This is a genomic window from Streptomyces sp. 3-6 (assembly GCF_056323165.1).
Map to the genome: position 1 here is coordinate 211,033 of NZ_JBWHZP010000010.1, position 21,243 is coordinate 232,275.

Annotated in this window: 16 protein-coding genes; 2 read left to right on the forward strand and 14 right to left on the reverse strand. The window is 74.1% G+C overall.

From position 1 onward, the window contains the following. Positions 1 to 40 precede the first annotated feature (40 nt). The 8 genes from AC02VZ_RS15840 to AC02VZ_RS15875 all read right to left on the reverse strand — a co-directional run bounded on the left by AC02VZ_RS15840 (position 41) and on the right by AC02VZ_RS15875 (position 12,066). A complete protein-coding gene (locus AC02VZ_RS15840; RefSeq protein WP_476475651.1) occupies positions 41 to 1,750 on the reverse strand; it encodes a PP2C family protein-serine/threonine phosphatase in 1,710 nt (569 codons plus the stop codon). Further along, the gene (locus tag AC02VZ_RS15845; RefSeq protein ID WP_432057529.1) at positions 1,747 to 2,847 is read right to left on the reverse strand and encodes an anti-sigma regulatory factor; all 1,101 of its coding nucleotides are present in this window, start codon (positions 2,845 to 2,847) and stop codon (positions 1,747 to 1,749) included. The genes AC02VZ_RS15840 and AC02VZ_RS15845 overlap by 4 nt, the downstream gene beginning before the upstream one ends. Next, entirely contained in the window at positions 2,847 to 3,287 is a 441-nt protein-coding gene (locus AC02VZ_RS15850; RefSeq protein WP_432057530.1) for an anti-sigma regulatory factor, read from the reverse strand. Before AC02VZ_RS15850 ends, AC02VZ_RS15845 begins: the two co-directional genes overlap by 1 nt. Further along, positions 3,287 to 3,712: an STAS domain-containing protein gene (locus AC02VZ_RS15855; protein ID WP_432057531.1), complete on the reverse strand. Its 426-nt coding sequence runs from the start codon at positions 3,710 to 3,712 to the stop codon at positions 3,287 to 3,289. The genes AC02VZ_RS15850 and AC02VZ_RS15855 overlap by 1 nt, the downstream gene beginning before the upstream one ends. After that, on the reverse strand, positions 3,709 to 4,608 hold the full coding sequence (locus tag AC02VZ_RS15860) for an STAS domain-containing protein (protein ID WP_432057532.1): 900 nt from the start codon (positions 4,606 to 4,608) through the stop codon (positions 3,709 to 3,711). The genes AC02VZ_RS15855 and AC02VZ_RS15860 overlap by 4 nt, the downstream gene beginning before the upstream one ends. A 146-nt stretch (positions 4,609 to 4,754) precedes the next feature. After that, complete coding sequence (locus AC02VZ_RS15865; RefSeq protein WP_476475652.1) at positions 4,755 to 5,156, reverse strand: STAS domain-containing protein; 402 nt, start codon at positions 5,154 to 5,156, stop codon at positions 4,755 to 4,757. Between the two features lie 408 nt (positions 5,157 to 5,564). Then, entirely contained in the window at positions 5,565 to 7,940 is a 2,376-nt protein-coding gene (locus AC02VZ_RS15870) for a PP2C family protein-serine/threonine phosphatase (RefSeq protein WP_476475665.1), read from the reverse strand. A 118-nt stretch (positions 7,941 to 8,058) separates the two neighbouring features. Then, positions 8,059 to 12,066: a HAMP domain-containing protein gene (locus AC02VZ_RS15875; RefSeq protein WP_432057534.1), complete on the reverse strand. Its 4,008-nt coding sequence runs from the start codon at positions 12,064 to 12,066 to the stop codon at positions 8,059 to 8,061. A gap of 440 nt (positions 12,067 to 12,506) precedes the next feature. Here AC02VZ_RS15875 and AC02VZ_RS15880 point away from each other — a divergent pair, with 440 nt between their 5' ends. After that, the gene (locus AC02VZ_RS15880) at positions 12,507 to 12,878 is read left to right on the forward strand and encodes a PRC-barrel domain-containing protein (RefSeq protein ID WP_432057535.1); all 372 of its coding nucleotides are present in this window, start codon (positions 12,507 to 12,509) and stop codon (positions 12,876 to 12,878) included. A 43-nt stretch (positions 12,879 to 12,921) separates the two neighbouring features. On the opposite strand, the gene AC02VZ_RS15885 is transcribed toward AC02VZ_RS15880, so the two are convergent. Next, on the reverse strand, positions 12,922 to 13,356 hold the full coding sequence (locus tag AC02VZ_RS15885; protein ID WP_432057536.1) for an ATP-binding protein: 435 nt from the start codon (positions 13,354 to 13,356) through the stop codon (positions 12,922 to 12,924). Between the two features lie 272 nt (positions 13,357 to 13,628). Continuing rightward, on the reverse strand, positions 13,629 to 15,533 hold the full coding sequence (locus tag AC02VZ_RS15890; protein ID WP_432057537.1) for an AMP-dependent synthetase/ligase: 1,905 nt from the start codon (positions 15,531 to 15,533) through the stop codon (positions 13,629 to 13,631). A 151-nt stretch (positions 15,534 to 15,684) separates the two neighbouring features. Between AC02VZ_RS15890 and AC02VZ_RS15895 the strand changes: the two genes are divergently transcribed. Next, positions 15,685 to 15,918, forward strand: coding sequence for a DUF6480 family protein (locus tag AC02VZ_RS15895; RefSeq protein ID WP_362098047.1), 234 nt, complete (start codon positions 15,685 to 15,687; stop codon positions 15,916 to 15,918). A gap of 28 nt (positions 15,919 to 15,946) precedes the next feature. On the opposite strand, the gene AC02VZ_RS15900 is transcribed toward AC02VZ_RS15895, so the two are convergent. The 4 genes from AC02VZ_RS15900 to AC02VZ_RS15915 form a co-directional block, all read right to left on the reverse strand. Continuing rightward, on the reverse strand, positions 15,947 to 17,032 hold the full coding sequence (locus tag AC02VZ_RS15900; RefSeq protein WP_432057539.1) for a glutamate--cysteine ligase 2: 1,086 nt from the start codon (positions 17,030 to 17,032) through the stop codon (positions 15,947 to 15,949). A 108-nt stretch (positions 17,033 to 17,140) separates the two neighbouring features. Further along, positions 17,141 to 19,366, reverse strand: coding sequence for a 1,4-alpha-glucan branching enzyme (gene glgB / locus AC02VZ_RS15905; protein WP_476475653.1), 2,226 nt, complete (start codon positions 19,364 to 19,366; stop codon positions 17,141 to 17,143). Between the two features lie 3 nt (positions 19,367 to 19,369). After that, entirely contained in the window at positions 19,370 to 20,728 is a 1,359-nt protein-coding gene (locus tag AC02VZ_RS15910) for a maltokinase N-terminal cap-like domain-containing protein (protein ID WP_476475654.1), read from the reverse strand. Between the two features lie 28 nt (positions 20,729 to 20,756). Continuing rightward, positions 20,757 to 21,243: alpha-glucosidase C-terminal domain-containing protein (locus tag AC02VZ_RS15915; protein WP_476475655.1), on the reverse strand; the 487-nt coding region annotated here is incomplete at its 5' end.

Sequence of the window (21,243 nt, forward strand, 5' to 3'; positions counted from 1 at the left end):
TGGCGGGACCGGGCGCCGGGGACGGTCCGGCCGCCGTCGTTCAGCCGTGCAGGTGACAGAGCAGCAGGCAGATGTCGTCGTCGCGCTCGGAATCGCTGAGCAGCGGGCTCAGCAGCCGGTCCGCGGACGCGTCCGGATCGGCGTCCAGCTCGCCGCCGCGGAGCGAGCCGAGCACCGCCGACAGCCGCGCGATGCCCGGGTCTATGCCCTGCGCGCGCCGCTCCACCAGCCCGTCGGTGTACAGCGCCAGCGTCGACCCGGGCGCCAGCGGCTCGGTGTGGTCGGCGATCTCCTGGTGCAGCGGGATGCCGAGCATCGCGCCCGGCTTGGCGTCCAGGATGCGCACCCGCCCGTCGGGCAGCCGCAGCACCGGCGGCGGATGGCCGGCGGCGGCCCACGTCAGCGTCGGCTCGTCCGGGTGGAACCGCGCGATGACCGCGGTGGCGAACAGGTCCGGCTGGAGGTGGTGCAGGAACTGGTGCAGCCGGGTCAGCAGCCGGCCCGGGCTGCTGCCGTCGACGGCGTAGGCCCGCAGCGCGGTGCGCAGCTGGCTCATCATCACCGCCGCGTGCAGCCCGTGCCCCGTCACGTCACCGACCACGGTGATCAGGCTGCCGTCCGGGCCCCGGAACGCGTCGTACCAGTCACCGCCGATGTTCAGCCCGTGGGTGGCCGGCAGGTAGCGCGCGGCGAGGCTCAGCCGGGGGATGTGCGGCAGCTCGGTCAGCAGGGCGCGCTGCAGGGTCTGGGCGATGTCCCGGTTGTGCTCGAAGCGCCGCGCGTTGTCCAGGGCGATGCTGGCCCGCCGGGCGAGCTCGATCAGCATGACCGCGTCGTCGGGCGCCCAGCGTTCCCCGGGCGGCGACAGGGTCAGCACGCCCAGCGGGGCCTGGCGCGTCAGCAGCGGCACGCACAGCAGCGGCCGCCGCGGGTCGAGCGCCGACGGGGGATGGTCGTCGACCCCCGGCAGCCCGCCGGGGTGGGACGCCGCGTACTGCGGGCGCCCGGTGCGGGCGGCGCGGACCGCGGCGGCGGCGTGCGACGCCGGGTGCACCTGCTCGCTCTCGTCGTCGAACAGCCACACGTCGACGCACGAGGCGTACGACGGCACCAGCAGCTCCGGCAGCCGGCGCACGATCTCGTCGAGGTTCAGCGAGGCGTTCAGCACGGCGCTCGCGTCCGCCAGGAACGTCAGCCGGCGGCGGGCGTTCTCCGCCTCCTTGCGCGCCCTGCGCTCGGCCGCGAACGCCGTGCGCTGCGCCCGCCCGGCGGCGTCCAGCTCGGCGTGCAGCGCGAGCACGCCCTGGTTGGTCTGGTGCAGTTCCTCCCGGTGGAAGGCGACCAGCGCCTCCTGCGCGGTCAGCTCGTCCAGCACCGCGGCCGTGTCCTCGTCGGCGTCCAGCAGCGCCTCGGCCAGGTCGACGGCCCCCTCCGCCCCGGTGCCCGCGGCCTGCGCGGCGTCGGGCGCGGTGACCGCCGCCTCCCACGGGATCTCCCCGGCCGCGACGAGGTCCCGCGGCGGCGTCACCACCACGCGCAGCGAACCCGCGGCCGGACCGGTGGACGGCAGCTCCAGGGTGAGCACCCAGGTGCCGCCCTTGGCCAGGCAGTGCCGCAGCCGGCCGGTGAGCGACGCCGCCAGCCGGGCCCGTTCGACCGCCGGCACGCCGCACCGCGCGGCGGCCCGCGTCACGGCGGCCCGCGCGCCGGCCGCGTCGGCGGGGCCGGAGACCGGCCAGGTCCGGGTCATGGGCGGTCCGGGGGGTCGGGGGCGAGGACGGCCACCGCGGTGTCGTCCCGGACCGGCAGCGCGGAACTGCTCGCGTCCCGGACCGTCACCGCGGCGGTCACCGCCGGGTCGGCCGGCGGGCGGCCGGCGTCCGGGGCGGGACTCCAGCGGCTGGGCAGACCGTCGGTGTGCAGGATCAGCAGGCTGTCACCGGTCCAGGGCAGGTCGTCCTCCCGTACCCGGCCCGGGCGGTGGACGCCGACGATGCCGGGTCGTGACAGCAGGGCCCGCCACCGGTCGCCCTCGCGCAGCCGGGCCCCCACGTTGCCGATCCCGGAGAACCGCAGCCGCTCGGTGCGGGTGTCCACCTGGGCGACCGCGACGGCGGCCCCCCGGGTCCCGGTGAGCGCCTCGTGCAGCCGGCCCAGGATCTCGCCGGGCGGCAGGTGCGCCCACTGCCGCAGCGCCTCCACCGCGGCCGTCGAGGCCCGCGCGGCCTGGGTGCCGTGCCCCAGCCCGTCGGCGAGCAGCAGGGTGCAGCGGTCGCCGCTGCGGTGCCAGGCCCACGCGTCCCCGGAATGGGTGGCCGAGGCGTAGGGGACGTTCACGCCCCCGGCCCGCACGCCCGCCGCCCGCCACTCCCCGTTGCCGCCGGGACCGGCGTGCGGGCCGGGGGACCGCCCGGCCGCACCGGGGGCCGGGCCGCGGGTCAGCCGGGCCACCGCCACGGTGCCCCGGCCCGGCGCGCTGTGCAGGGCGAAGTCGTCGGCCAGACGCCGGCAGGTGCCCAGCCCCGCCCCCAGGGAACGGGTCGTGGTGTACCCGTCCCGCAGGGCCGCGGGCACGTCCGGTATGCCCGGCCCGTGGTCGAGGGCGGCGATCTGCACGGACCGGGCCGCGGGCCCCTCCGGCAGCACGGGCGGATCCACCACGTCGATCAGCATCGTCCCGCCCTCCGCGTACTTCAGCAGATTCGTGGCCAGCTCGGTCGCCACCAGCGCCGCCGCGGCGGTCCGGCGCTCGTCCAGCCCGGCCACCGCGGCCGCCTCCTCGGCGGCGACGCGGGCGTCCCGCACCCGGGTCGAGTCCCGCACCGGCACCTCCCACACGCGCGGCATCAGACGTCCTCCCGCGTCCGGGGAGGCCCGGACACCCAGGATGTCACCCGCACGGTGGTCCCGGACCCGGGGGAGCTGTCCACCGCGAAGTCGTGCACGAGGCGCCGGGCCCCGCCCAGGCCCATGCCCAGGCCGTCGCCCGAGGTGTAGCCGTCGCTGAGGGCCCGGTCCAGGTCCGCGATGCCCGGGCCCTCGTCGATGAAGACCAGCCGCAGCCCGGCGACGCCCGCGGTGGTGATCGCGGAGCTCTCCATCCGGCCGCCCCCGCCGTGCACCAGCGTGTTGCGGGCCAGCTCGCTGGCGGCGGTGACCAGCTTCGTCTGGTCCACCAGCCCGAACCCGAGCGCGGCGGCCGACTGCCGCACGTGCTGGCGCACCCACGCCAGATCCATGTCCGTCCGGATCGGCAAGCAGGCGTCCACGCCTGCCGACGTGTCCATTACGCGCCCTCCCCGCGCCTGCCGCCCGGACGGGACCGTACGACCGGCTGCGAGAGCATCTCCAGCGCGACCTCCGTGCTCAGCGCCGTGCGCAGGCCGGGCAGCGTCAGCCCCAGCTCCACCAGGGTGATGGCGACCGCCGGCCGCATGCCGGCCACGACCGTGCGCGCGGCCAGCAGTTCGGTCTGCGCCGCGATCTCCGCGAGCACCCGCCCCAGGAAGGAGTCGATCATCTCCACGCCGGAGATGTCGATGACGACCCCGGTGACCCCGCTGCGCACGATGGTCTCCGCCAGGTCCTGCTGGAGCTGTTGGGCGGTGCTGTCGTACAGGTCGCCCTGGAGGGTGACCAGCAGGATGTCGCCGAGCCGGAGGACCGGCACGGCGACCTGGCCGGGCGCGCTGCGCGACGGGTACTCGCTCACCGCCGCCCCTCGGCCGTCGGGGACGCGGCCACGATGTCGGCGCCCAGCTCGTGCAGGCAGTAGCCCAGCGCGTCGGCGAGGCTCGCCCGGGTGAGGACCGAACCGAGGTCCAGCCCGAGGTGGACCATGGTCTGCGCGATGGCGGGCCGGATGCCGGAGACCACGCACTCCGCGCCCATCAGCCGGGCCGCCGCGACGGTCTTCATCAGGTGCTGGGCCACCAGCGAGTCGACGGTGGGGACCCCGGTGATGTCGAGGATTGCGAACCGGGCGCGCTGCTCTACCACCGCGTCCAGCAGGGTCTCCATCACGACCTGGCTGCGCGCGCTGTCCAGCGTGCCGATGAGCGGGACCGCCACGATCCCGTCCCACAGCTTGATCACCGGCGTCGCGACCTCCATCAGCTGCAGCCGCTGCCGGTCGATGAGCGCCTGCCCCTCGGTCAGCGCCGTCTGCATCGCGACCAGTCGCAGCGTCCCCATCAGCCGGCTCAGCGTGGTCGAGCAGCTCCGCAGCCGCTCGGGCTCCGCCTGCTCCAGGTCCGCGACCAGCAGGTTCTCGGCCGGCGGCCAGAGGGCGGACAGCTCCGCCGACACCTGCGTCGAGGACAGCCCGGCACGCGACCGGGACGCCCCCATCCGGGCGAGCTGCTCACGCACCCCGCTGAACCCCGCCGCGTCCGGGTCCTCGACCTTCCCGGCCTCCGCGACCTCGGCCAGGGCGTCCACGACCGTGCGGCCCGCCTCGACGGCCTCGTCCCGCGAGACGGTGAACACCGTACGGAACAGGGGTTCGTCCGCCCACCGCTGGGCGATCTGCTCCCGTCGTCGCCGCAGGAAGTCCGCGACCTCGTGCGACGGCGTCCCGAGCGCCCCGTCCGCCTCGTGCTCCGGCACCTGTCTTCTCCTCGTCGTCTCGATGTCCCCCGTGCGCGGCGCGGCGACCGGGCCGTGCGGCCGCCGGCCGCCCGCACCGGCCGGCGGCACGCCGTCGGGTGGTGGTGTTGCTCGAAAGGTGCCCGGTCCTCGCCGGGCCGGTCCGCTCAGACCTCGGGTTCCTCCCGGGGGGCGGACCCGTCCCGCATCCCGTCGACGCGCTCCAGCGCCTCGTCCACGCTCTCCGAGACGGGGACCGTGATGCTGACCCCGGTCAGGTCCAGGATGCGGCGCACCGCGGACGTGGGGGAGATGATGTGCACGCTCCCCGGCAGTTCCCGGGCCTCCTGGTAGACGCGGAGGATGATGTTCATGCCGGAGGAGTCCATGAAGGGCACGGCCGACAGGTCGAGCAGGAAGTGGCGCCGGCCGTGGTGCAGCTGGTTCGCCAGGTGGTGCTGGAACTCGGTCGCGGTGTCGACGTCCAAGTACCCCTCCACCGTGAGCAGGGCGACATCCTCGCGGGGCAGCGTCACCTCGACGGACAGCGGGTTCTGGGCAATGGGCACGGGTACCTCCAACAAGTACGGACGTCCGGGGCGGGGGTCACCCCGGGGGCCACGCGGTACGGGGCCGGGACGCGGAAGTGATCAAGCTCTCAACGGCGACGACCTGCAAGGACACGTCCCCGCTGCGGGGCCCGAAACCCCTGTGCCGCCTGCCATCCGCACTCCTTCACTCCCGGCCGAGTCGCACCGCGCAGCCGCGCGTACCCCCTGATCGGCGTTTCATGCCCGGCACCGCCCCGACGGAACCGGCCCCGGCCGGAACGGCGGGGGACAGGCGGCCCCGGTACCGGGCCGGGCGGGGGAGGGCGCGGCGCGATGGACCCAGCGCCGGGGCCCGGCGGGACCGCGTGGCCCCTGCCGGACCCCGAGGGCGGCGGGGGCCACCCCGGGCACCCCCTGGCCCGTGCCTCAGCCCACCCGGATGCCGACGATGCAGGTGTCGTCGTCCGTGTCCGACCTGCTGTGCGTGAGCATGCGGTCCAGCTGCTGGTCCAGCGACCTCGGGGCGGTGCCGACCGTGGTCAGGAGCTGGGTCAGCGCCTCCTCCATCGTCCGGTCGCGGCGCTCGATGAGGCCGTCGGTGTACATCAGCAGCGTGTCCTCCGCTGCCAGCGTCACCTCCGCCTCCTCGTAGTCGGCCTCCGGCACCGCGCCGAGCAGCAGCCCCTTGACCGTCGGCAGCGGAGCGGCACCGTCACCGCGGACCAGCACCGGCGGCAGGTGGCCCGCGCGGGCCCAGCGCAGGGTCCGCACGTCCGGGTCGTACAGCCCGCAGACGGCCGTGGCGGTGACCGCGCCGGTCAGGTGGTGGGCGACGATGTTGAGCCACGACAGCAGCTGCCCCGGCCCCGCCCCGGTGACGGCCAGCCCGCGCAGCGCGTTGCGCAGGACGACCATGCTGGTCGCGGCCTCGATGCCGTGCCCGGCCACGTCGCCCACGCACAGCAGCACCAGCCCCGACGGCAGCACCACGGCGTCGTACCAGTCACCGCCCACCAGCTGCTCCGCCTCCGCCGGCCGGTAGCGCACCGCCACCGAGAGGTCCGGCACCCGCAGCGGGGCCTGGGCGGGCGGCATGATGGCCTGCTGGAGCTGGAGCGCCAGCCGGTCCCGCTCGCTGGCGTGCTGCTCGGTGTGCGCGAGCTGGTCCCGGGTGGCGGCCAGCGCCACCTCCGTCCAGTGCTGGGCCGAGACGTCCTGGTAGGCCCCGCGCACCGTGAGCACCCGGCCGTCGGTGTCCGTGACCGGCTCGGCGACCACCCGGATGTGCCGGGTCACCCCGTCGGGCCGCTGCAGCCGGAAGGCCGCGGAGGCGGGCCGGCCGTGGTGCATCACGGTCCGCAGGAAGCGGCCGATGGGCACCGCGTCGTCGGGGTGGGCGTGCGCGGGAAGGTCCTCCAGAGGCACCGGCAGGCTGGTCTGCGGACGCCCGTAGAGGTCGAACAGCTGGCCGTTCCAGGTGATCTCGCCGGTGAGCAGGTTCTCCTCGAACCCGCCGATCCGGCCGAGGCGCTGGGCGTGCTGGAGCAGGCTCGCCAGCCGCGCCGCCTCGTCCTCGATCCGCCAGATGAACAGCACGCTGGTGCCGTGCCGGCTGATGCTGAGGTCGGCGACCGCCGACAGCGGCACCTGGTCGACGAGCGCCGTCAGGTTCGTCCGCCCGGCCCGGAACGGCTCACCCGTCGCGTAGACCCGCTCGATCCGCTGGAACAGCCCGCTCTCCCCGGCGGCCAGCGGGTACGCCTCCAGCAGCAGGGCCCCGTTGATCATCGCCCGGGAGCGGCCCGCCGGGTCCTGGAAGCGGCCGTTGACGTGCTGGATGCGGAAGTCCACCAGGTTCCCGGCGGCGTCCAGGTGCGGCACCAGGACGAGGGCCGGGTCCTGCAGCCCGTCGGCCAGGTCCATCAGCTCGGCGGCGTCCGGCAGCACCCGCGGCGGCTGGGCCGGGTCGCCGGGCGCCGTGTACGTCTCCAGCGTGTGCGCGCACAGCTCCGCCAGCGCCTCCACCTGGCGCACTATCTGCGGCGGCTGCTCGGGCAGCGGCACCGGCCAGGCGATCTCCAGCACGCCGTGGATCCGGCCGCCGGTCCCCGCCGGGACGGCCGCCCGGCCGCCGTCCGGGTGCTGGTGACGGCCGACGCTGGGCAGACCGGTGTCGGACAGCGAGGTGATCCACAGCCCGTCCCGCTCGGTCAGGCCCGACCGGGCCACCGTCGCCACGTCCGGCGGCACGTACCGCCAGCGCGCCGCCTCCGCGGGGGAGAAGCCGGCACTGCCCGCCAGGGTGAGCGAGCCGTCGAAGCCCGCCGACCAGATGGCCACGGCCGTCGCGCCGATCGGCCGCAGCGCGTGCTGGAGCAGGGACTCCGCGACGGCCTGGGTGTCGTCGGCCGCCAGCACCCCGCTCTCCGCCGCCCGCAGCCGGACGGCCGCCGCCGCCTCGCTCTCCGCCTCCTCGGCCGCCCGGGTGGCGGCCAGGAACGCGCTGGTCACCTCCGACATCCGGTCCCGTGCCGCCTGGTTGATCACCTCGACGGCGAACTCCAGCGGCGTGGTCCCGGCCTGCTCGGTCAGCTCGGCGAGCTGACGGGCCGCCTGCGCGGGACCGCACTGCAGCCGCTCGACGAGGATGCCCTTGGCCAGTTCCAGCAGGGCCCGCCCCTCGGCCTCCGCCTGCGCGGCCCGCACTTCCCGGCTCAGCCGGTCCACGGTCGCCGCGAGCCGCCCCACGGGGGAGTCCGCGGCCACTCCGGCGGGCCCGGTCCGGTGCGCGGCCGCCGGCAGGCCGGAGCCGTCGGGCGGCTCCTCGTGCGGCGGCAGGATCGGCCGGTCGGTGGTGCTCACGGTGCGGATGCTCCTCGGTTGCGGGGACCTGGGGCGCGGTGGGACGGGCGCGGGCGGCTCACGCCGGCAGCCAGCGCCGGACGCACGCCATCAGGGCGTGCGTGTCGACCGGCTTGGTGACGTAGTCGCTGGCGCCCGAGGCGAGACTCTTCTCCCGGTCCCCGGGCATTGCCTTCGCGGTCACCGCGATGATCGGCAGCTCCGCGTACTGCGGCATCGCCCGGATCTCCTCCGTCGCGGTGTACCCGTCCATCTCGGGCATCATCACGTCCATCAGCACCAGCGCCACGTCCGGGTTGGCCATCAGCGTCTCGATGCCCCGGCGCCCGTTCTCCGCGTGCAGCACCCGGAAGCCGTGCAGCTCCAGGATCCCGCTGAGGGCGAACAGGTTGCGCGCGTCGTCGTCGACGACCAGGACCGTGCGGCCGGCGTGCGAGACGTCCACCACCGGATCCGGCGCCTGCCGCTGCGGGTCGTCCGGCCGGACCAGGGACAGCACGTCACCCGGCTCCTCGGCGGACAGGTGCAGCGCGATGCGCTCCCGCAGCTCGTCCAGGCTGGAGAGGAACTCCAGCGCGGTCCCCGCGGAGCGCGAGCGCAGTGTGTCCTCCATGGCGGTGTCCGCCCGGTGCCCGCTGTGCACCAGCACCGGGACGGCGGCCAGCGCGGCGTCGCCCCGCAGCGCCTCCAGGAAGCGGGCCGCCTCGCCCTCCATGCCCAGCTCCAGCACCACGCAGTGGCACGGCTCCGCCGCCAGGGCGCCGGCCGCCTCCTGGGCTCCGACCGCGGTGATGATGTCGACCACGGGCCGGCTCCCCCCGTGCCCCCGGGCGCCGGCGACGTCCTGGACGACGCTCTCCGCGACCAGCGTGAGCAGCCCGCGCGGGCGCTCCTCCACCACCAGCAGCCGCCGCGGACGCCGCTGCGCGTCGCCGCCGCCCTCCAGCGCCGGGACCGGCCGGGAGGGCGCGTCGGCGGGCAGCACGGACGCGTCGCCCCGCACGCTCGCGCCCGGGGTGCGCGTCAGGTCCTCGAAGTCCGGCCGGGCCACCGGCAGGAACAGGGTGAAGGTGCTGCCCTGGTCGGGCACGCTGTCCACGCTCACCGCACCGCCGAGCAGGTGCGCGATCTCGCGGGTGATGGACAGGCCCAGCCCGGTGCCGCCGTACTTGCGGCTGGTGGTGCCGTCCGCCTGCTGGAACGCCCCGAAGATCGTCTCCAGGTGCTGCTCCGGGATGCCGATCCCGGTGTCGCGGACCCGGAAGGCCACCACCGCGCCGTGACCCCGCACGCCGGCCGGCACCTCCTCCTCCGCCGCCGGTTCGATCCGCAGCTCGACGCTGCCCCGCTCGGTGAACTTCACCGCGTTCGACAGCAGGTTGCGCAGCACCTGCCGCAGCCGCGAGTCGTCGGTCAGCAGGTCCGCGGGCGCGCCCGGGGCGGTCGTCACCGTGAAGTCCAGGCTCTTCTGCATCGTCATCGGCCGGAAGGTGGCCTCGACGTACTCGATGAGCCGGCCCAGCTCCACCCGCTCGGGGCTGACGTCCATCTTCCCGGCCTCGACCTTGGACAGGTCCAGGATGTCGTTGATCAGCTGCAGCAGGTCCGAGCCCGCCGAGTGGATGATCTGCGCGTACTCGACCTGCTTCGGGGTCAGGTTGCGCGAGGGGTTCTGGGAGAGCAGCTGCGCCAGGATGAGCAGGCTGTTGAGCGGGGTGCGCAGTTCGTGGCTCATGTTGGCCAGGAACTCCGACTTGTACTTGGACGCCAGCGACAGCTGCTGGGCCCGCGTCTCCAGCTCCTGCCGGGCCTGCTCGATCTGCAGGTTCTTCGCCTCGATGTCCCGGTTCTGCGCCACCAGCAGCGACGCCTTCTCCTCCAGCTCCGCGTTGGAGCGCTGCAGCTCCTCCTGCTGCACCTGCAGCTCCGCGGACCGCTCCTGCAGCGCGCCGGTCAGCCGCTGCGACTCGGCGAGCAGTTCGTCGGTCCGGGCGTTGGCGACGATGGTGTTGACGTTGACGCCGACCGTCTCCATCAGCTGGGCCAGGAAGTCCTGGTGGATCTGGGTGAACGGGGTCACCGAGGCCAGCTCGATGACGCCGAGGACCTGGCCCTCCATCACGATGGGCAGCAGCACCAGCGCGGTCGGCACCACCTGGCCCAGACCGGAGGAGATGGTGACGTAGTCCGGCGGCAGGTCCTCGACCATGATCGTGCGGCGGCTGCGCGCCGCCTGGCCCACCAGGGTGCGGCCGAAGGCGATCCGGGTGGGCCGCTCCAGGCCGTCGGGGTAGCCGTAGGAGCCGACGAGCCGCAGCTCGGGCCCGTCGTCGCCGTCCTCCGCGAGGTAGAAGGCCCCGTACTGCGCCGACACCAGCGGCACCAGCTCGTCCATGATCAGCTCGGCGACCACGGGCAGGTCGCGGTGGCCCTGCATCAGCCCGGAGATCCGGGCCAGGTTCGTCTTGAGCCAGTCCTGCTCCTGGTTGGCGCGGGTGGTCTCGCGCAGGGACTCCACCATCGAGTTGATGTTGTCCTTGAGCTCGGCGACCTCCCCGGACGCCTCCACGTCGACGGACCGGGTCAGGTCGCCCTCGGCGACCGCGCTGGTGACGGCGGCGATGGCCCGCACCTGCCGGGTCAGGTTCCCGGCCAGCTCGTTGACGTTCTCCGTCAGGCGCTTCCAGGTGCCGGAGACGCCCTCCACCTCGGCCTGGCCGCCGAGGCGGCCCTCGGTGCCGACCTCGCGGGCGACGCGGGTGACCTCGTCGGCGAAGGCGGAGAGCTGGTCGACCATCGTGTTGATGGTCGTCTTCAGCTCCAGGATCTCGCCGCGCGCGTCGACGTCGATCTTCTTCGACAGGTCGCCGCGGGCCACCGCCGTGGTGACCAGCGCGATGTTGCGGACCTGGCCGGTGAGGTTGCTGGCCATGGAGTTGACGTTGTCGGTGAGGTCGCGCCAGGTGCCCGCCACGTTCGACACGTGCGCCTGGCCGCCGAGGCGGCCCTCGGTGCCGACCTCGCGGGCGACCCGGGTGACCTCGTCGGCGAACGCCGACAGGGTGTCGACCATGGTGTTGATCACCTCGGCCAGCGCGGCGACCTCGCCCGCCGCCTCCACGGTGATCCGCTGCGACAGGTCGCCCCGGGCCACGGCGGTGGCCACCTGGGCGATGGACCGGACCTGGCCGGTCAGGTTGGAGGCCATCACGTTGACGTTGTCGGTGAGGTCCTTCCAGGTGCCGGAGACGCCCCGCACCTGGGCCTGGCCGCCGAGGCGGCCCTCGGTGCCGACCTCGCGGGCGACGCGGGTGACCTCGTCGGCGAAGGCGGAGAGCTGGTCGACCATCGTGTTGATGGTGTTCTTCAGCTCCAGGATCTCGCCCCGCGCGTCGACCGTGATCTTCTGCGACAGGTCGCCCTGCGCCACGGCCGTCGCGACCAGGGCGATGTTCCTGACCTGGCCGGTCAGGTTGCCCGCCATGAAGTTCACCGAGTCGGTGAGGTCGCGCCAGGTGCCCTTGACGCCCTTCACGTCCGCCTGGCCGCCGAGGCGGCCCTCGGTGCCGACCTCGCGGGCGACGCGGGTGACCTCGTCGGCGAAGGCGGAGAGCTGGTCGACCATCGTGTTGATGGTGTTCTTCAGCTGGAGGATCTCACCGCGCGCGTCGACGTCGATCTTCTGCGACAGGTCGCCCTGCGCGACGGCGGTGGCCACCTGCGCGATGTCCCGGACCTGGCTGGTCAGGTTGCCCGCCATGGCGTTCACCGAGTCGGTCAGGTCCGCCCAGGTGCCCGAGACCCCCGGCACCTGCGCCTGCCCGCCCAGGGTGCCCTCGGTGCCGACCTCGCGCGCCACCCGGGTGACCTCGGAGGTGAAGACCGACAGCTGGTCCACCATTCCGTTGAACACCTTGGCGATGTCGCCCAGGAGCCCGTCGGCGTCGTCGGGCAGCCGGGTGCCGAAGTCCCCGTCCCGCACCGCCGTGAGCCCGGCCAGCAGCCGGAGCAGCTCCTGGTCCCCGGGCACCGTCTCGGTGCTCTCGGGACTGTTGCCGCTGGTCATGCGCACCCTCGTTCCGCTCCCCGGGAGTCCCCGCCGACGGGAACTCGACCATCCCTGCCGGGCCGCCGCGCGACCCGGCAGCCGTGCCCGCGTTTGTGCAGTTCACGGCTTCGCCAGATGAGAAATACGCCGAAGGCTAACCCAGTTCGCGGGTCCGGACCAAAGCGCGGGCACCCGCGCGGGAGAGGGCCGGAAGAAGGGCCGGACGGCAGGCATGACCGAGGCGCCCGGGGGTAATCGGACCGGTTTCGGTTCCGCGCGGCCGGGCGTCCCGGCGGGATGTCGGAGCACTCGGGTTTCCCGGACCTGACACGGTGTATGCGCAGGCCCGGAGCCGGGTATCCGGTGCTGTGAGTCGCGCGGACCGCGCAGATCCGACCGCGCGCCCCCCGCGCCGCCGGCTCCACGGAACCGTCACGCACCGAAAGGCAGGGGACAGCGTGCCCAACGACACCATCTGGTCCTACGCGTCGGACCTGGGTCCCGCCCGGGATCACGACCTGACCGGCTACTCCGTCGCCGCGAGCGACGGCACGATCGGGCACGTGGACCGGCAGGCCGACCACCACGGCATGCGGCACCTGGTCGTCGACACCGGGGTGTGGGTGTTCGGCCGGAGCCAACTCGTGCCGGTCGGCATGGTCGAGGGCATCGACACCGGGGAGCGGAAGGTGACGCTCGCCTGCACGCGCGCGGAGGTCAAGGGCGCGCCCCGGTTCCGCACCGACAGCGAGACCCAGGACCCGGTCTACCTGACCTCCGTGGGCGACTACTACCGGGGCCTGTCCGGCGGCGCCGGACCCACCTGCTGACCCGTCACGGGCGCACGGACCGGCGCCGGTTCACCGGCGCCGGTCACCACGGCAGGAAGACGTGGATGTCCTTGCCGTCGTCCTGCGTGACCACACTGACCTGGTCGCACAGCGTGTGGATCAGGTGCCAGCCGATGCCGCCGCCCCCGTGACTGGGATGGAACGGCCGCGGCGCCGGCTCGGTGGTGCTCGTGTCGTGCATCACCACGTGCACACCGTCGAACGTCCGGCGCAGCCGCAGCTCGAACGGCCCGGGCGCGTACTGCACCGCGTTGGCGGCCAGCTCCGTGACCACCAGGAGGATGTCGTCCCAGTGCTCCGGAGCGGACGGCGCCTGCAACCGGGCCAGGTCGAAGAGGAACTCCTCCGCGACCAGGCGTGCGTCCGTCACATCGTGCAGCTCCCCCGGGAAGCCGGCGACGCGACTCGTGATCTCCTCGGCAGCCAGTGTCCTGTCCCAACGCGACTCGAATGCCATCTCGCCTTCCCGGCCCCTCGGCGGGGCAGCGTCCCTTCCCTGCTGCTTTCCCCGTGTCGTTGCTGCGGCTTCTCGGTCTGTGGGTTCCCGCGCCGACGGAGCCTACGCGCCCGCATGCCCGAGAGCCGTCGGTCACAAACCCGCCACCGTCCGACCGCACCCCGCCCGGCGGGGCCCGGACGGGGTGCGGCGTGACCGGACACACAGGAGGGGCGTGCGCCCGGCATATGCCGAGTGCACGCCCCTCCCGGCGGCTCCCTCGGGGACCCGCGTCAGCGGAAGACGTTGTCCGCGTCGTCCCAGCCGGGCGGCAGCTCCGCCGCCGGCGTCCGCCCGGGCCGCACCCGCGACTGGTACATCGCGTCGATCTCCAGCGCGTGACGGCGCACGATCTCGTCCCGGCGCAGCTTCATCGACGGCGTCAGCAGCCCGTTCGCCACGTCGAACGGCTCCGGCAGCACCCGGAACACCCGGATCGACTCCGACGGGGACACGGCGCTGTTGGCCGCCGCGACCGCCCGCCCGATCTCCTCGCGCAGCGCGTTGTCCTCCCGCGCCTGCCGGGTCGGCGCGTCCCCCTGCAGCGACAGGGCCGCCCGCCAGTGCGTGAGGAACTCCGGGTCCAGGGTGATCAGCGCGCCGACGCACGGCCGGTTGTCGCCCACCACCACCGCCTGGTGCACCAGCGGGTGCATGCGCAGCCGCTGCTCCAGCGCCGCGGGCGCCACGCTCTTGCCGCTGCTGGTGACGATGATGTCCTTCTTGCGGCCGGTGATGGTCAGGTACCCCTCGGTGTCCAGCCGCCCGAGGTCACCGGTCGCCAGCCAGCCGCCGCGCAGCGTGGCACGCGTCGCCGCCTCGTCGTTCACGTACCCCTGGAACACCGACGGGCCGCGCACCAGGATCTCCCCGTCCTCGGCCAGCCGGATCTCGCTGCCCGGCAGCGGGCGTCCGACCGTGCCGGACTTCTCCCGGCCGAAGGGCTGCATGGTCACCCCGCCGCTGGTCTCGGTCAGGCCGTACCCGTCGTGCACGTAGATGCCGATGCCCTCGTAGAACAGGGACAGGTCGCGGCTGAGCGGCGAGCCGCCGGAGGTGGCCCGGCAGACCCGGCCGCCCAGCGACGCCCGCAGCCTGCGGTAGACCGTCCGCTCGTACAGCGCGTGCTGCAGCCGCAGGTCGAGGCCGGGCCCCGGACCGCGCCCCAGCCGCTGCCGCTCCACGGCGGCGGCGAAGTCCCGCGCCGTGCCGGCGGCCTTCTCGAAGAGGGCGCCGCGGCCGGCCTGCTGCGCCGCCCGCAGGAAGTTCTTGTAGATCTTCTCCAGCAGCGAGGGGACCGCGTACAGGTAGGTGGGCCGGAAGGTGCGCAGGGCCGAGGACAGCGCCTCCGGCCCGAGGTCCGGCTCGTGTCCCATCAGCAGGCCCCCGCGCACGCACAGGCCCTGCACCATCAGCCCGTACACGTGGGAGAAGGGGAGGAAGGCGAGGACCGCGGCCTGCTGCCCGGGCGGCGCGGCGGTGTGGCCCCAGCCCGCCAGCAGGATGTCGCACACCGAGGCCATCCCGCGGTGGCTGAGCGCGCAGCCCATGGCGTGCCCGGAGGTGCCCGAGGTGTAGGCGACCACCGCCGTGGCGTCCGGGAGCACGATCCGGCGCATGGAGTCCACCGTGGCCTGCGGGATGTACGCGCCGTGCGCCACCAGCTGCTCCAGCGCCCCGGCGTCCAGCTGCCAGACGTGCCGCAGCCGCGGCAGACCGGCGCACACCGATCCCACGGTCATGACGCCCTGCTCGTCCTCCACCATCACGGCCACACAGCCCGCGTCCCGCAGGATCCACTCCACCTGGTCGCGGGAGGCGGTCGGGTAGATCGGCACCACCTCGGCGCCCACCGCCCACAACGCGTAGCACAGGACGGTCCACTCGTAGCGGGTGCGCGCCATGATCGCCACGCGGTGCCCCGGGGAGAGTCCGGACGCGATGAGCCCCTTGGCGAGGTCGACGACCTCGTCGCGGAACTCCACGGCCGTGATCTCCTCCCAGGTGGAGGACGCCGGACCGGTGCGGCGGGCGAGCATCGGCAGCGTCGGCGTGCGGGCGGCCGTCTCGAAGAGGCTGTCGGCGAGGCCCCCGGTGAGGGGCGGGGTGGGTGGGGGAGCCAGAGCGAGGTCGCGCATGCACTGCTCCTGACAGGTACGCGGTGTGACTGGGCCGACGGGGACGGTCATCGGCGGCCCCGAATCTAGCCCAGCCGGTGCTCCGCGGGGCCGGGTATGGCGGAAGTGTTCCCGTACCGATGATCTCGGCCCGACGGGGGACCCGTACGCCATGAGCCACTTCAATCCCGATCCCGAACCCGAGCGCACCACCGGCCTCGAACCCGGCGGCGGCGTCCCCCCGGGCGAGACCCCGCCCGGGGAGAGCAGCATGCCCGAGGCGGGCCCGCTGGAACGGCACAACCCGGCCAAGGGCTGGAGCAAGGGGCCGCTGACCGCGATCATCGTCGTCGCGGTGCTGGTCGCCGCGTTCTTCCTGGCCTACGCCCTCGTGCTGATCCTCTGACCGCCGGCGTCCGGCCCGCCCGGACGCCTCAGGCCTGGGTCTGCCGCGCGCACTGCGTGACCACGTCGCGCAGACTGCCGGTGCTCTCCAGCAGCGCGCGCTGCACCTGTGCCCCGTTGCCCTCGCGGAGCAGCCGGGCGCAGCCCTCGCGCGCCCGCTGGAGGTCCCCGCTGTCGGCCAGCGCCTCGCCCACGTGGTCCAGCAGGGCCCGCACCACGGCCTCGGCCGACGCGCGGCGCAGGGTCACCGGATGCAGCAGTTCGCCGGACAGGCCCGAGCGGGCGGCCTGCCAGGCGGCCAGGCGCAGCATGCTCACCCCCGGGTCGAGGGGTTCCCGCCCGGCCCGCCACGCGCGGGCCGACGTCTCCACCAGGCCGCGGGTGAGCGTGGCGATCAGGGCGGCGGTCTCCGCGTGCAGGCACACGTCGGAGACCCGTATCTCGACCGTGGGGTAGCGCGGGGAGAGCCGCGCGTCGAAGTAGATCATGCCCTCGTCGAGGATGACGCCGGTGGCCACCATGTCCGCCACCAGCCGGTGGTAGCGCTCCGGCGTGCCGAAGAGCCCGGTCGGCCCGGCCGACGGCCAGCGCTGCCAAACCCGGCTGCGGTAGCTGCTGTACCCGGAGTCGTTGCCCTGCCAGAACGGCGAGTTGGCGCTGAGCGCGGTGAGGACCGGCAGCCAGGGCCGCAGCCGGTCCACGACCGCGACGCCCTCCTCGTCGGACTCCACCGAGACGTGCACGTGGCAGCCCATGACCAGCTGCTCCCGGGTGGCGATGCCGAACTGCTCCTCCATCCACCGGTAGCGGCGGTTCACGCCGATGGAGGGGCTGACCGGCAGCGGTGAGGTGGCCAGGGCCGCCACCGTGCAGCCGATCTCCCCGGCGTGCCCGGCGGCCTCCTTGCGGCAGCGGACGATCTCGTCGTGCAGACGCTCCATCGAGGACTGCGGATGCGTGGCGAACTCCAGCATCTGCTCGTGCAGTTCCCGCTCGAAGACGTCGTCCGCGTCGTCCCGGGCGGCCCGGGCGAGCACGGCCGTGGACAGGGCCCGTGGCTCGCCGGAATCCGGATCGACCAGGAGGAGTTCCTCCTCCACTCCCACCGTGCGCACGTGTGGCCGCCTTCCCGTGAACTGCCGCGTCGACGCCGGGGTGCCCCCGGCCGTACGACCCCTGATGCCCCGCTCAGGGCATCGGACACCTCGCGTCGGCGGCCGTTCTCACGGAAGGGACGGACTCAGCCAGACGGTGGCCAGCGGCGGCAGGGTGAGCCGTACACCGCCGTCCTCCGGCTTGACCGGGCCGAGGTTGGCCACATCGCTTCCGCCGTAGCGGGCGGCGTCGGTGTTGAGGACCTCCTGCCAGGCGACCACCTCGTCCCCGACCCCGAGCCGGTAGTCCTGCCGGACGACGGGGGAGAAGTTCGTGACCGCCAGCAGCGGCCGGCCCGACGCGTCGAACCGCAGGAAGGCGAAGACGTTGTCGTCCGCCGCGTCCACCGCCACCCACCGGAACCCGGCCGGGTCGGTGTCCCGCTGCCACAGCGCGGTCGTCTCGCGGTAGCGGGCGTTGAGGTCGCGGACCAGGTCCTGGACGCCGCGGTGGTCGCCCGCGGAGTGGTACCCCTCGTCGAGCAGCCACCACTCCGGGCCATGCTCCTCGGACCACTCGGCGCCCTGGGCGAACTCCTGCCCCATGAACAGCAGTTGCTTGCCCGGGTGGGCCCACATGAAGCCCAGGTAGGCGCGCACGTTCGCCCGCCGCTGCCACCAGTCGCCGGGCATCTTCGTCACCAGCGCCTGCTTGCCGTGCACCACCTCGTCGTGCGAGATCGGCAGCACGTAGTTCTCGCTGTAGGCGTACACCATCGAGAACGTCATCTCGTGGTGGTGGTACCTGCGGTGCACCGGCTCGTGGGAGACGTACTCCAGCGAGTCGTGCATCCAGCCCATGTTCCACTTCAGCCCGAAGCCCAGGCCCCCGGTGTCGGTGGGCCGGGTCACACCGCCCCAGGCGGTCGACTCCTCCGCGATCGTCACCACCCCGGGGCAGCGCCGGTAGACGGTGGCGTTCATCTCCTGGAGGAACGCCATCGCCGCCAGGTCCTCCCGGCCGCCGTACGCGTTGGGCTCCCACTGGCCGTCCTCGCGCGAGTAGTCCAGGTAGAGCATCGAGGCGACCGCGTCGACCCGCAGCCCGTCGATGTGGAACTCCTGGCACCAGTACACGGCGTTCGCCACGAGGAAGTTGCGCACCTCGGTCCGGGCGAAGTCGAAGGTGTACGTCCCCCAGTCCGGGTGGTCCGCCCGGCGGGAGTCCCCGGGCTCGTACAGCGGCTCCCCGTCGAAGCGGGCCAGCGCCCAGTCGTCCTTGGGGAAGTGCGCCGGCACCCAGTCCATGATCACGCCGATGCCCGCCCGGTGCAGCGCGTCGACCAGGTACCTGAAGTCGTCGGGGGTGCCGAGCCGGGCCGTCGGCGCGTAGAAGCCGGTGACCTGGTAGCCCCAGGACGGGCCGTACGGGTGCTCGGCGACCGGCATCAGCTCCACATGCGTGAACCCGAGGTCCCTGACGTAGCGGGGCAGCTCCTCGGCCAGCTCGCGGTAGGTGAGACCGGGCCGCCAGGACGGCAGGTGCACCTCGTACACCGAGAACGGCGCCTCGTGCACGGGGGTGGCGGCCCGGCTCTCCATCCACTCCCGGTCGTTCCACTCGTAGTGCGAGGCCGTCACGACGGACGCCGTGTTCGGCGGCTCCTCCGCGCGGCGCGCCATCGGGTCAGCCTTGAGGAAGCGGTGCCCGTGCCGGGAGTGGATCTCGAACTTGTACCGGGTGCCCTCACCGACGCCCGGCAGGAACAGCTCCCACACCCCCGACGAGCCGAGCGAGCGCATCGGGAAGGCGGTGCCGTCCCAGTGCGTGAAGTCCGTCGCGACCCGGACGCCCAGGGCGTTGGGGGCCCACACGGTGAACCGGGTGCCGGTCACACCCTGGTGGGTCATCGGGTGCGCGCCGAGCGCCGTCCACAGCTCCTCGTGGCGGCCCTCGCCGATCAGGTGCAGGTCGAACTCGGGCAGCGCGGGCAGGAACCGGTACGGGTCGTGCGTCCGCTCGGCCGGGTCGTCGCCGTAGGCCACGGCCAGCGTGTACGCGGGGATCCCGTCCAGCGGCAGCACGCCGGAGAACAGGCCGTCGCCCTCCGAGGTCAGGGGGGTGGGTTCGCCGTCCACGACGACCGCCACCTCGCGGGCGAACGGCCGCAGCGCGCGGAAGGCGATCCCGCCGGGCATCGGGTGGGCGCCCAGCAGCGCGTGCGGATCGTGGTGGGCGCCCGCCAGCAGGCGGCCCCGGTCGGCCGGGTCCAGCGGGGGCGCGGTCCCGCCCGTCACGGGGGCGGACGGGGCGGGCCCCGCGGCTTCGGGCAGTGGGGTGTCACGCAGGGCCACGGCTCAGTCTCCTCTCACGGCGAGGCGCTCGATCGCCGCCATCGGTACGGGCAGCCAGTCGGGTCGGTGCCGGGCCTCGTACAGCACCTCGTACACGGCACGGTCCGTCTCGTAGGCGCGGAGCAGACCGTGCTTCTTGCGGGGGTCCCAGCCGGCGCGGGCGGCGTAGCCCGCGCAGTACGCCTCGCGGCAGCGGCGCGCCCACTCCGGGCGCCAGGGGCGGCGCTGGCGGGCGGCGTAGTCGAAGGAGCGCAGCATCCCGGCGATGTCCCGCACGGGGGAGTGGGCGCTGCGCCGTTCGGAGAGCGGGCGGGACGGCTCGCCCTCGAAGTCGATGACGAACCACTCGCGCCCGGCCCGCAGGACCTGGCCGAGGTGCAGGTCGCCGTGGATGCGCTGGGCGGGCGGCCCCGAGTCGCAGGTGGTGAGGGCGGCGAACGCGGCGCGCAGCCCCGGCACGAACGGCTGGAGCGCCGGCACCGAGTGGGCCGCCGCGGTCAGCCGCTCGGTCATCGCCGCCGCCGTGCGCCCGTTCTCCCCGGGCCCGCCCAGCGGGAACGCCGAGGCGAGCGCCAGGTGGACGTCGGCGGTGGCCCGGCCGAGCGCGTACGCCTGGGCGGTGAAGTCGTCGCCCGCGGACAGGGCGGCCAGGGCCAGCGTCCAGCCGTCGGACGCGTCCCGCAGGTAGGGCTGGAGCACGCCCAGCGTCGCGTTGAAGGGGTGCGTGGTGCGGAACCAGGCCACCGGCGCGGGCACCCGGTGGCAGCCCTGACGGGACAGCGCGCCGGGCACCTCCAGGTCCGGGTTGACCCCCGGCTGGATCCGCCGGAAGACCTTGAGGATGTACTCGTCGCCGTACACCAGTGAGGAGTTGGACTGCTCGGCGTCCAGCAGCCGCGGCACCAGTCCGGCGGGCAGCGGCTCGCGGGCGTCGGACTCGAAGCGCAGCGGGCCCGCCGTCCCGGGGGTGCGCAGCCGCTCCAGCAGCAGCTGGGCGGAGCGCGGGTCGTGGAGGGCGTCGTAGACCGTGCGGCCGGCCAGTGGCCCGTCCTGGACGCGGCCGATGAGCGCCCGGCCGAGCCGTGGCGAGGGGTGGTCCCGCACGCCGAGGAGGAGCTGGTAGCAGTCACCGGCCGGGGGCGTGTTCCCGGGCGTGGGCACGCCGCCGTGGCCCGCGTGGACCAGCAGGTGCAGGCAGCCCGGGAACAGCTCCGTCATCGACAGCACGTGCAGGTCGGTGACGGGGCGGTCCTTGCCGGCGAACCAGCGCTGGCCGGGGAGCCAGTCGCGCAGCAGCCCGGCCAGCGACTCCATCGGCTCGGCGGGGGCGCTGCGGGGGCGCAGGAATGCGGTCTTCGTCATGGTGACGCCTCCTGACGTCGGCGCACGCTCACGGGCGGCGGCCGATGCGGGATGCGACTCGGGTGAGCCGGAACCAGTAGAAGCCGTGCCCCCCGAGGGTCAGCAGGTACGGCAGTTCCCCGACGGCGGGGAAGCGCACCCCGCCGAACAGCTCGACCGGGTGCCGCCCGGCGAACTCCCGCAGGTCCAGCTCGGTCGGCTGGGAGAAGCGGGAGAAGTTGTGGACGCAGAGCACCAGGTCGTCCTCGTACTCGCGCAGGAAGGCGAGGACGGCCGGGTTGGAGGAGGGCAGCTCGGTGTAGGTGCCCAGGCCGAAGGCCGGGTTCTGCTTGCGGATCTCGATCATCCGGCGGGTCCAGTGCAGCAGGGAGGACGGGGAGGCCATCGACGCCTCGACGTTCGTCACCTGGTAGCCGTAGACCGGGTCCATGATCGTCGGCAGGAAGAGGCGGCCGGGGTCGGAGGAGGAGAAGCCGGCGTTGCGGTCCGGGGTCCACTGCATGGGGGTGCGGACC

Excerpts from the sequence above, each read along its gene's own strand:
- AC02VZ_RS15850 (WP_432057530.1), bottom strand. The coding sequence starts at position 3,287 with ATGGACACGTCGGCAGGCGTGGACGCCTGCTTGCCGATCCGGACGGAC.
- AC02VZ_RS15910 (WP_476475654.1), bottom strand. The coding sequence starts at position 20,728 with ATGACGAAGACCGCATTCCTGCGCCCCCGCAGCGCCCCCGCCGAGCCG.
- AC02VZ_RS15890 (WP_432057537.1), bottom strand. The coding sequence starts at position 15,533 with ATGCGCGACCTCGCTCTGGCTCCCCCACCCACCCCGCCCCTCACCGGG.
- AC02VZ_RS15895 (WP_362098047.1), top strand. The coding sequence starts at position 15,685 with ATGAGCCACTTCAATCCCGATCCCGAACCCGAGCGCACCACCGGCCTC.
- AC02VZ_RS15845 (WP_432057529.1), bottom strand. The coding sequence starts at position 2,847 with ATGCCGCGCGTGTGGGAGGTGCCGGTGCGGGACTCGACCCGGGTGCGG.
- AC02VZ_RS15885 (WP_432057536.1), bottom strand. The coding sequence starts at position 13,356 with ATGGCATTCGAGTCGCGTTGGGACAGGACACTGGCTGCCGAGGAGATC.
- AC02VZ_RS15875 (WP_432057534.1), bottom strand. The coding sequence starts at position 12,066 with ATGACCAGCGGCAACAGTCCCGAGAGCACCGAGACGGTGCCCGGGGAC.
- AC02VZ_RS15840 (WP_476475651.1), bottom strand. The coding sequence starts at position 1,750 with ATGACCCGGACCTGGCCGGTCTCCGGCCCCGCCGACGCGGCCGGCGCG.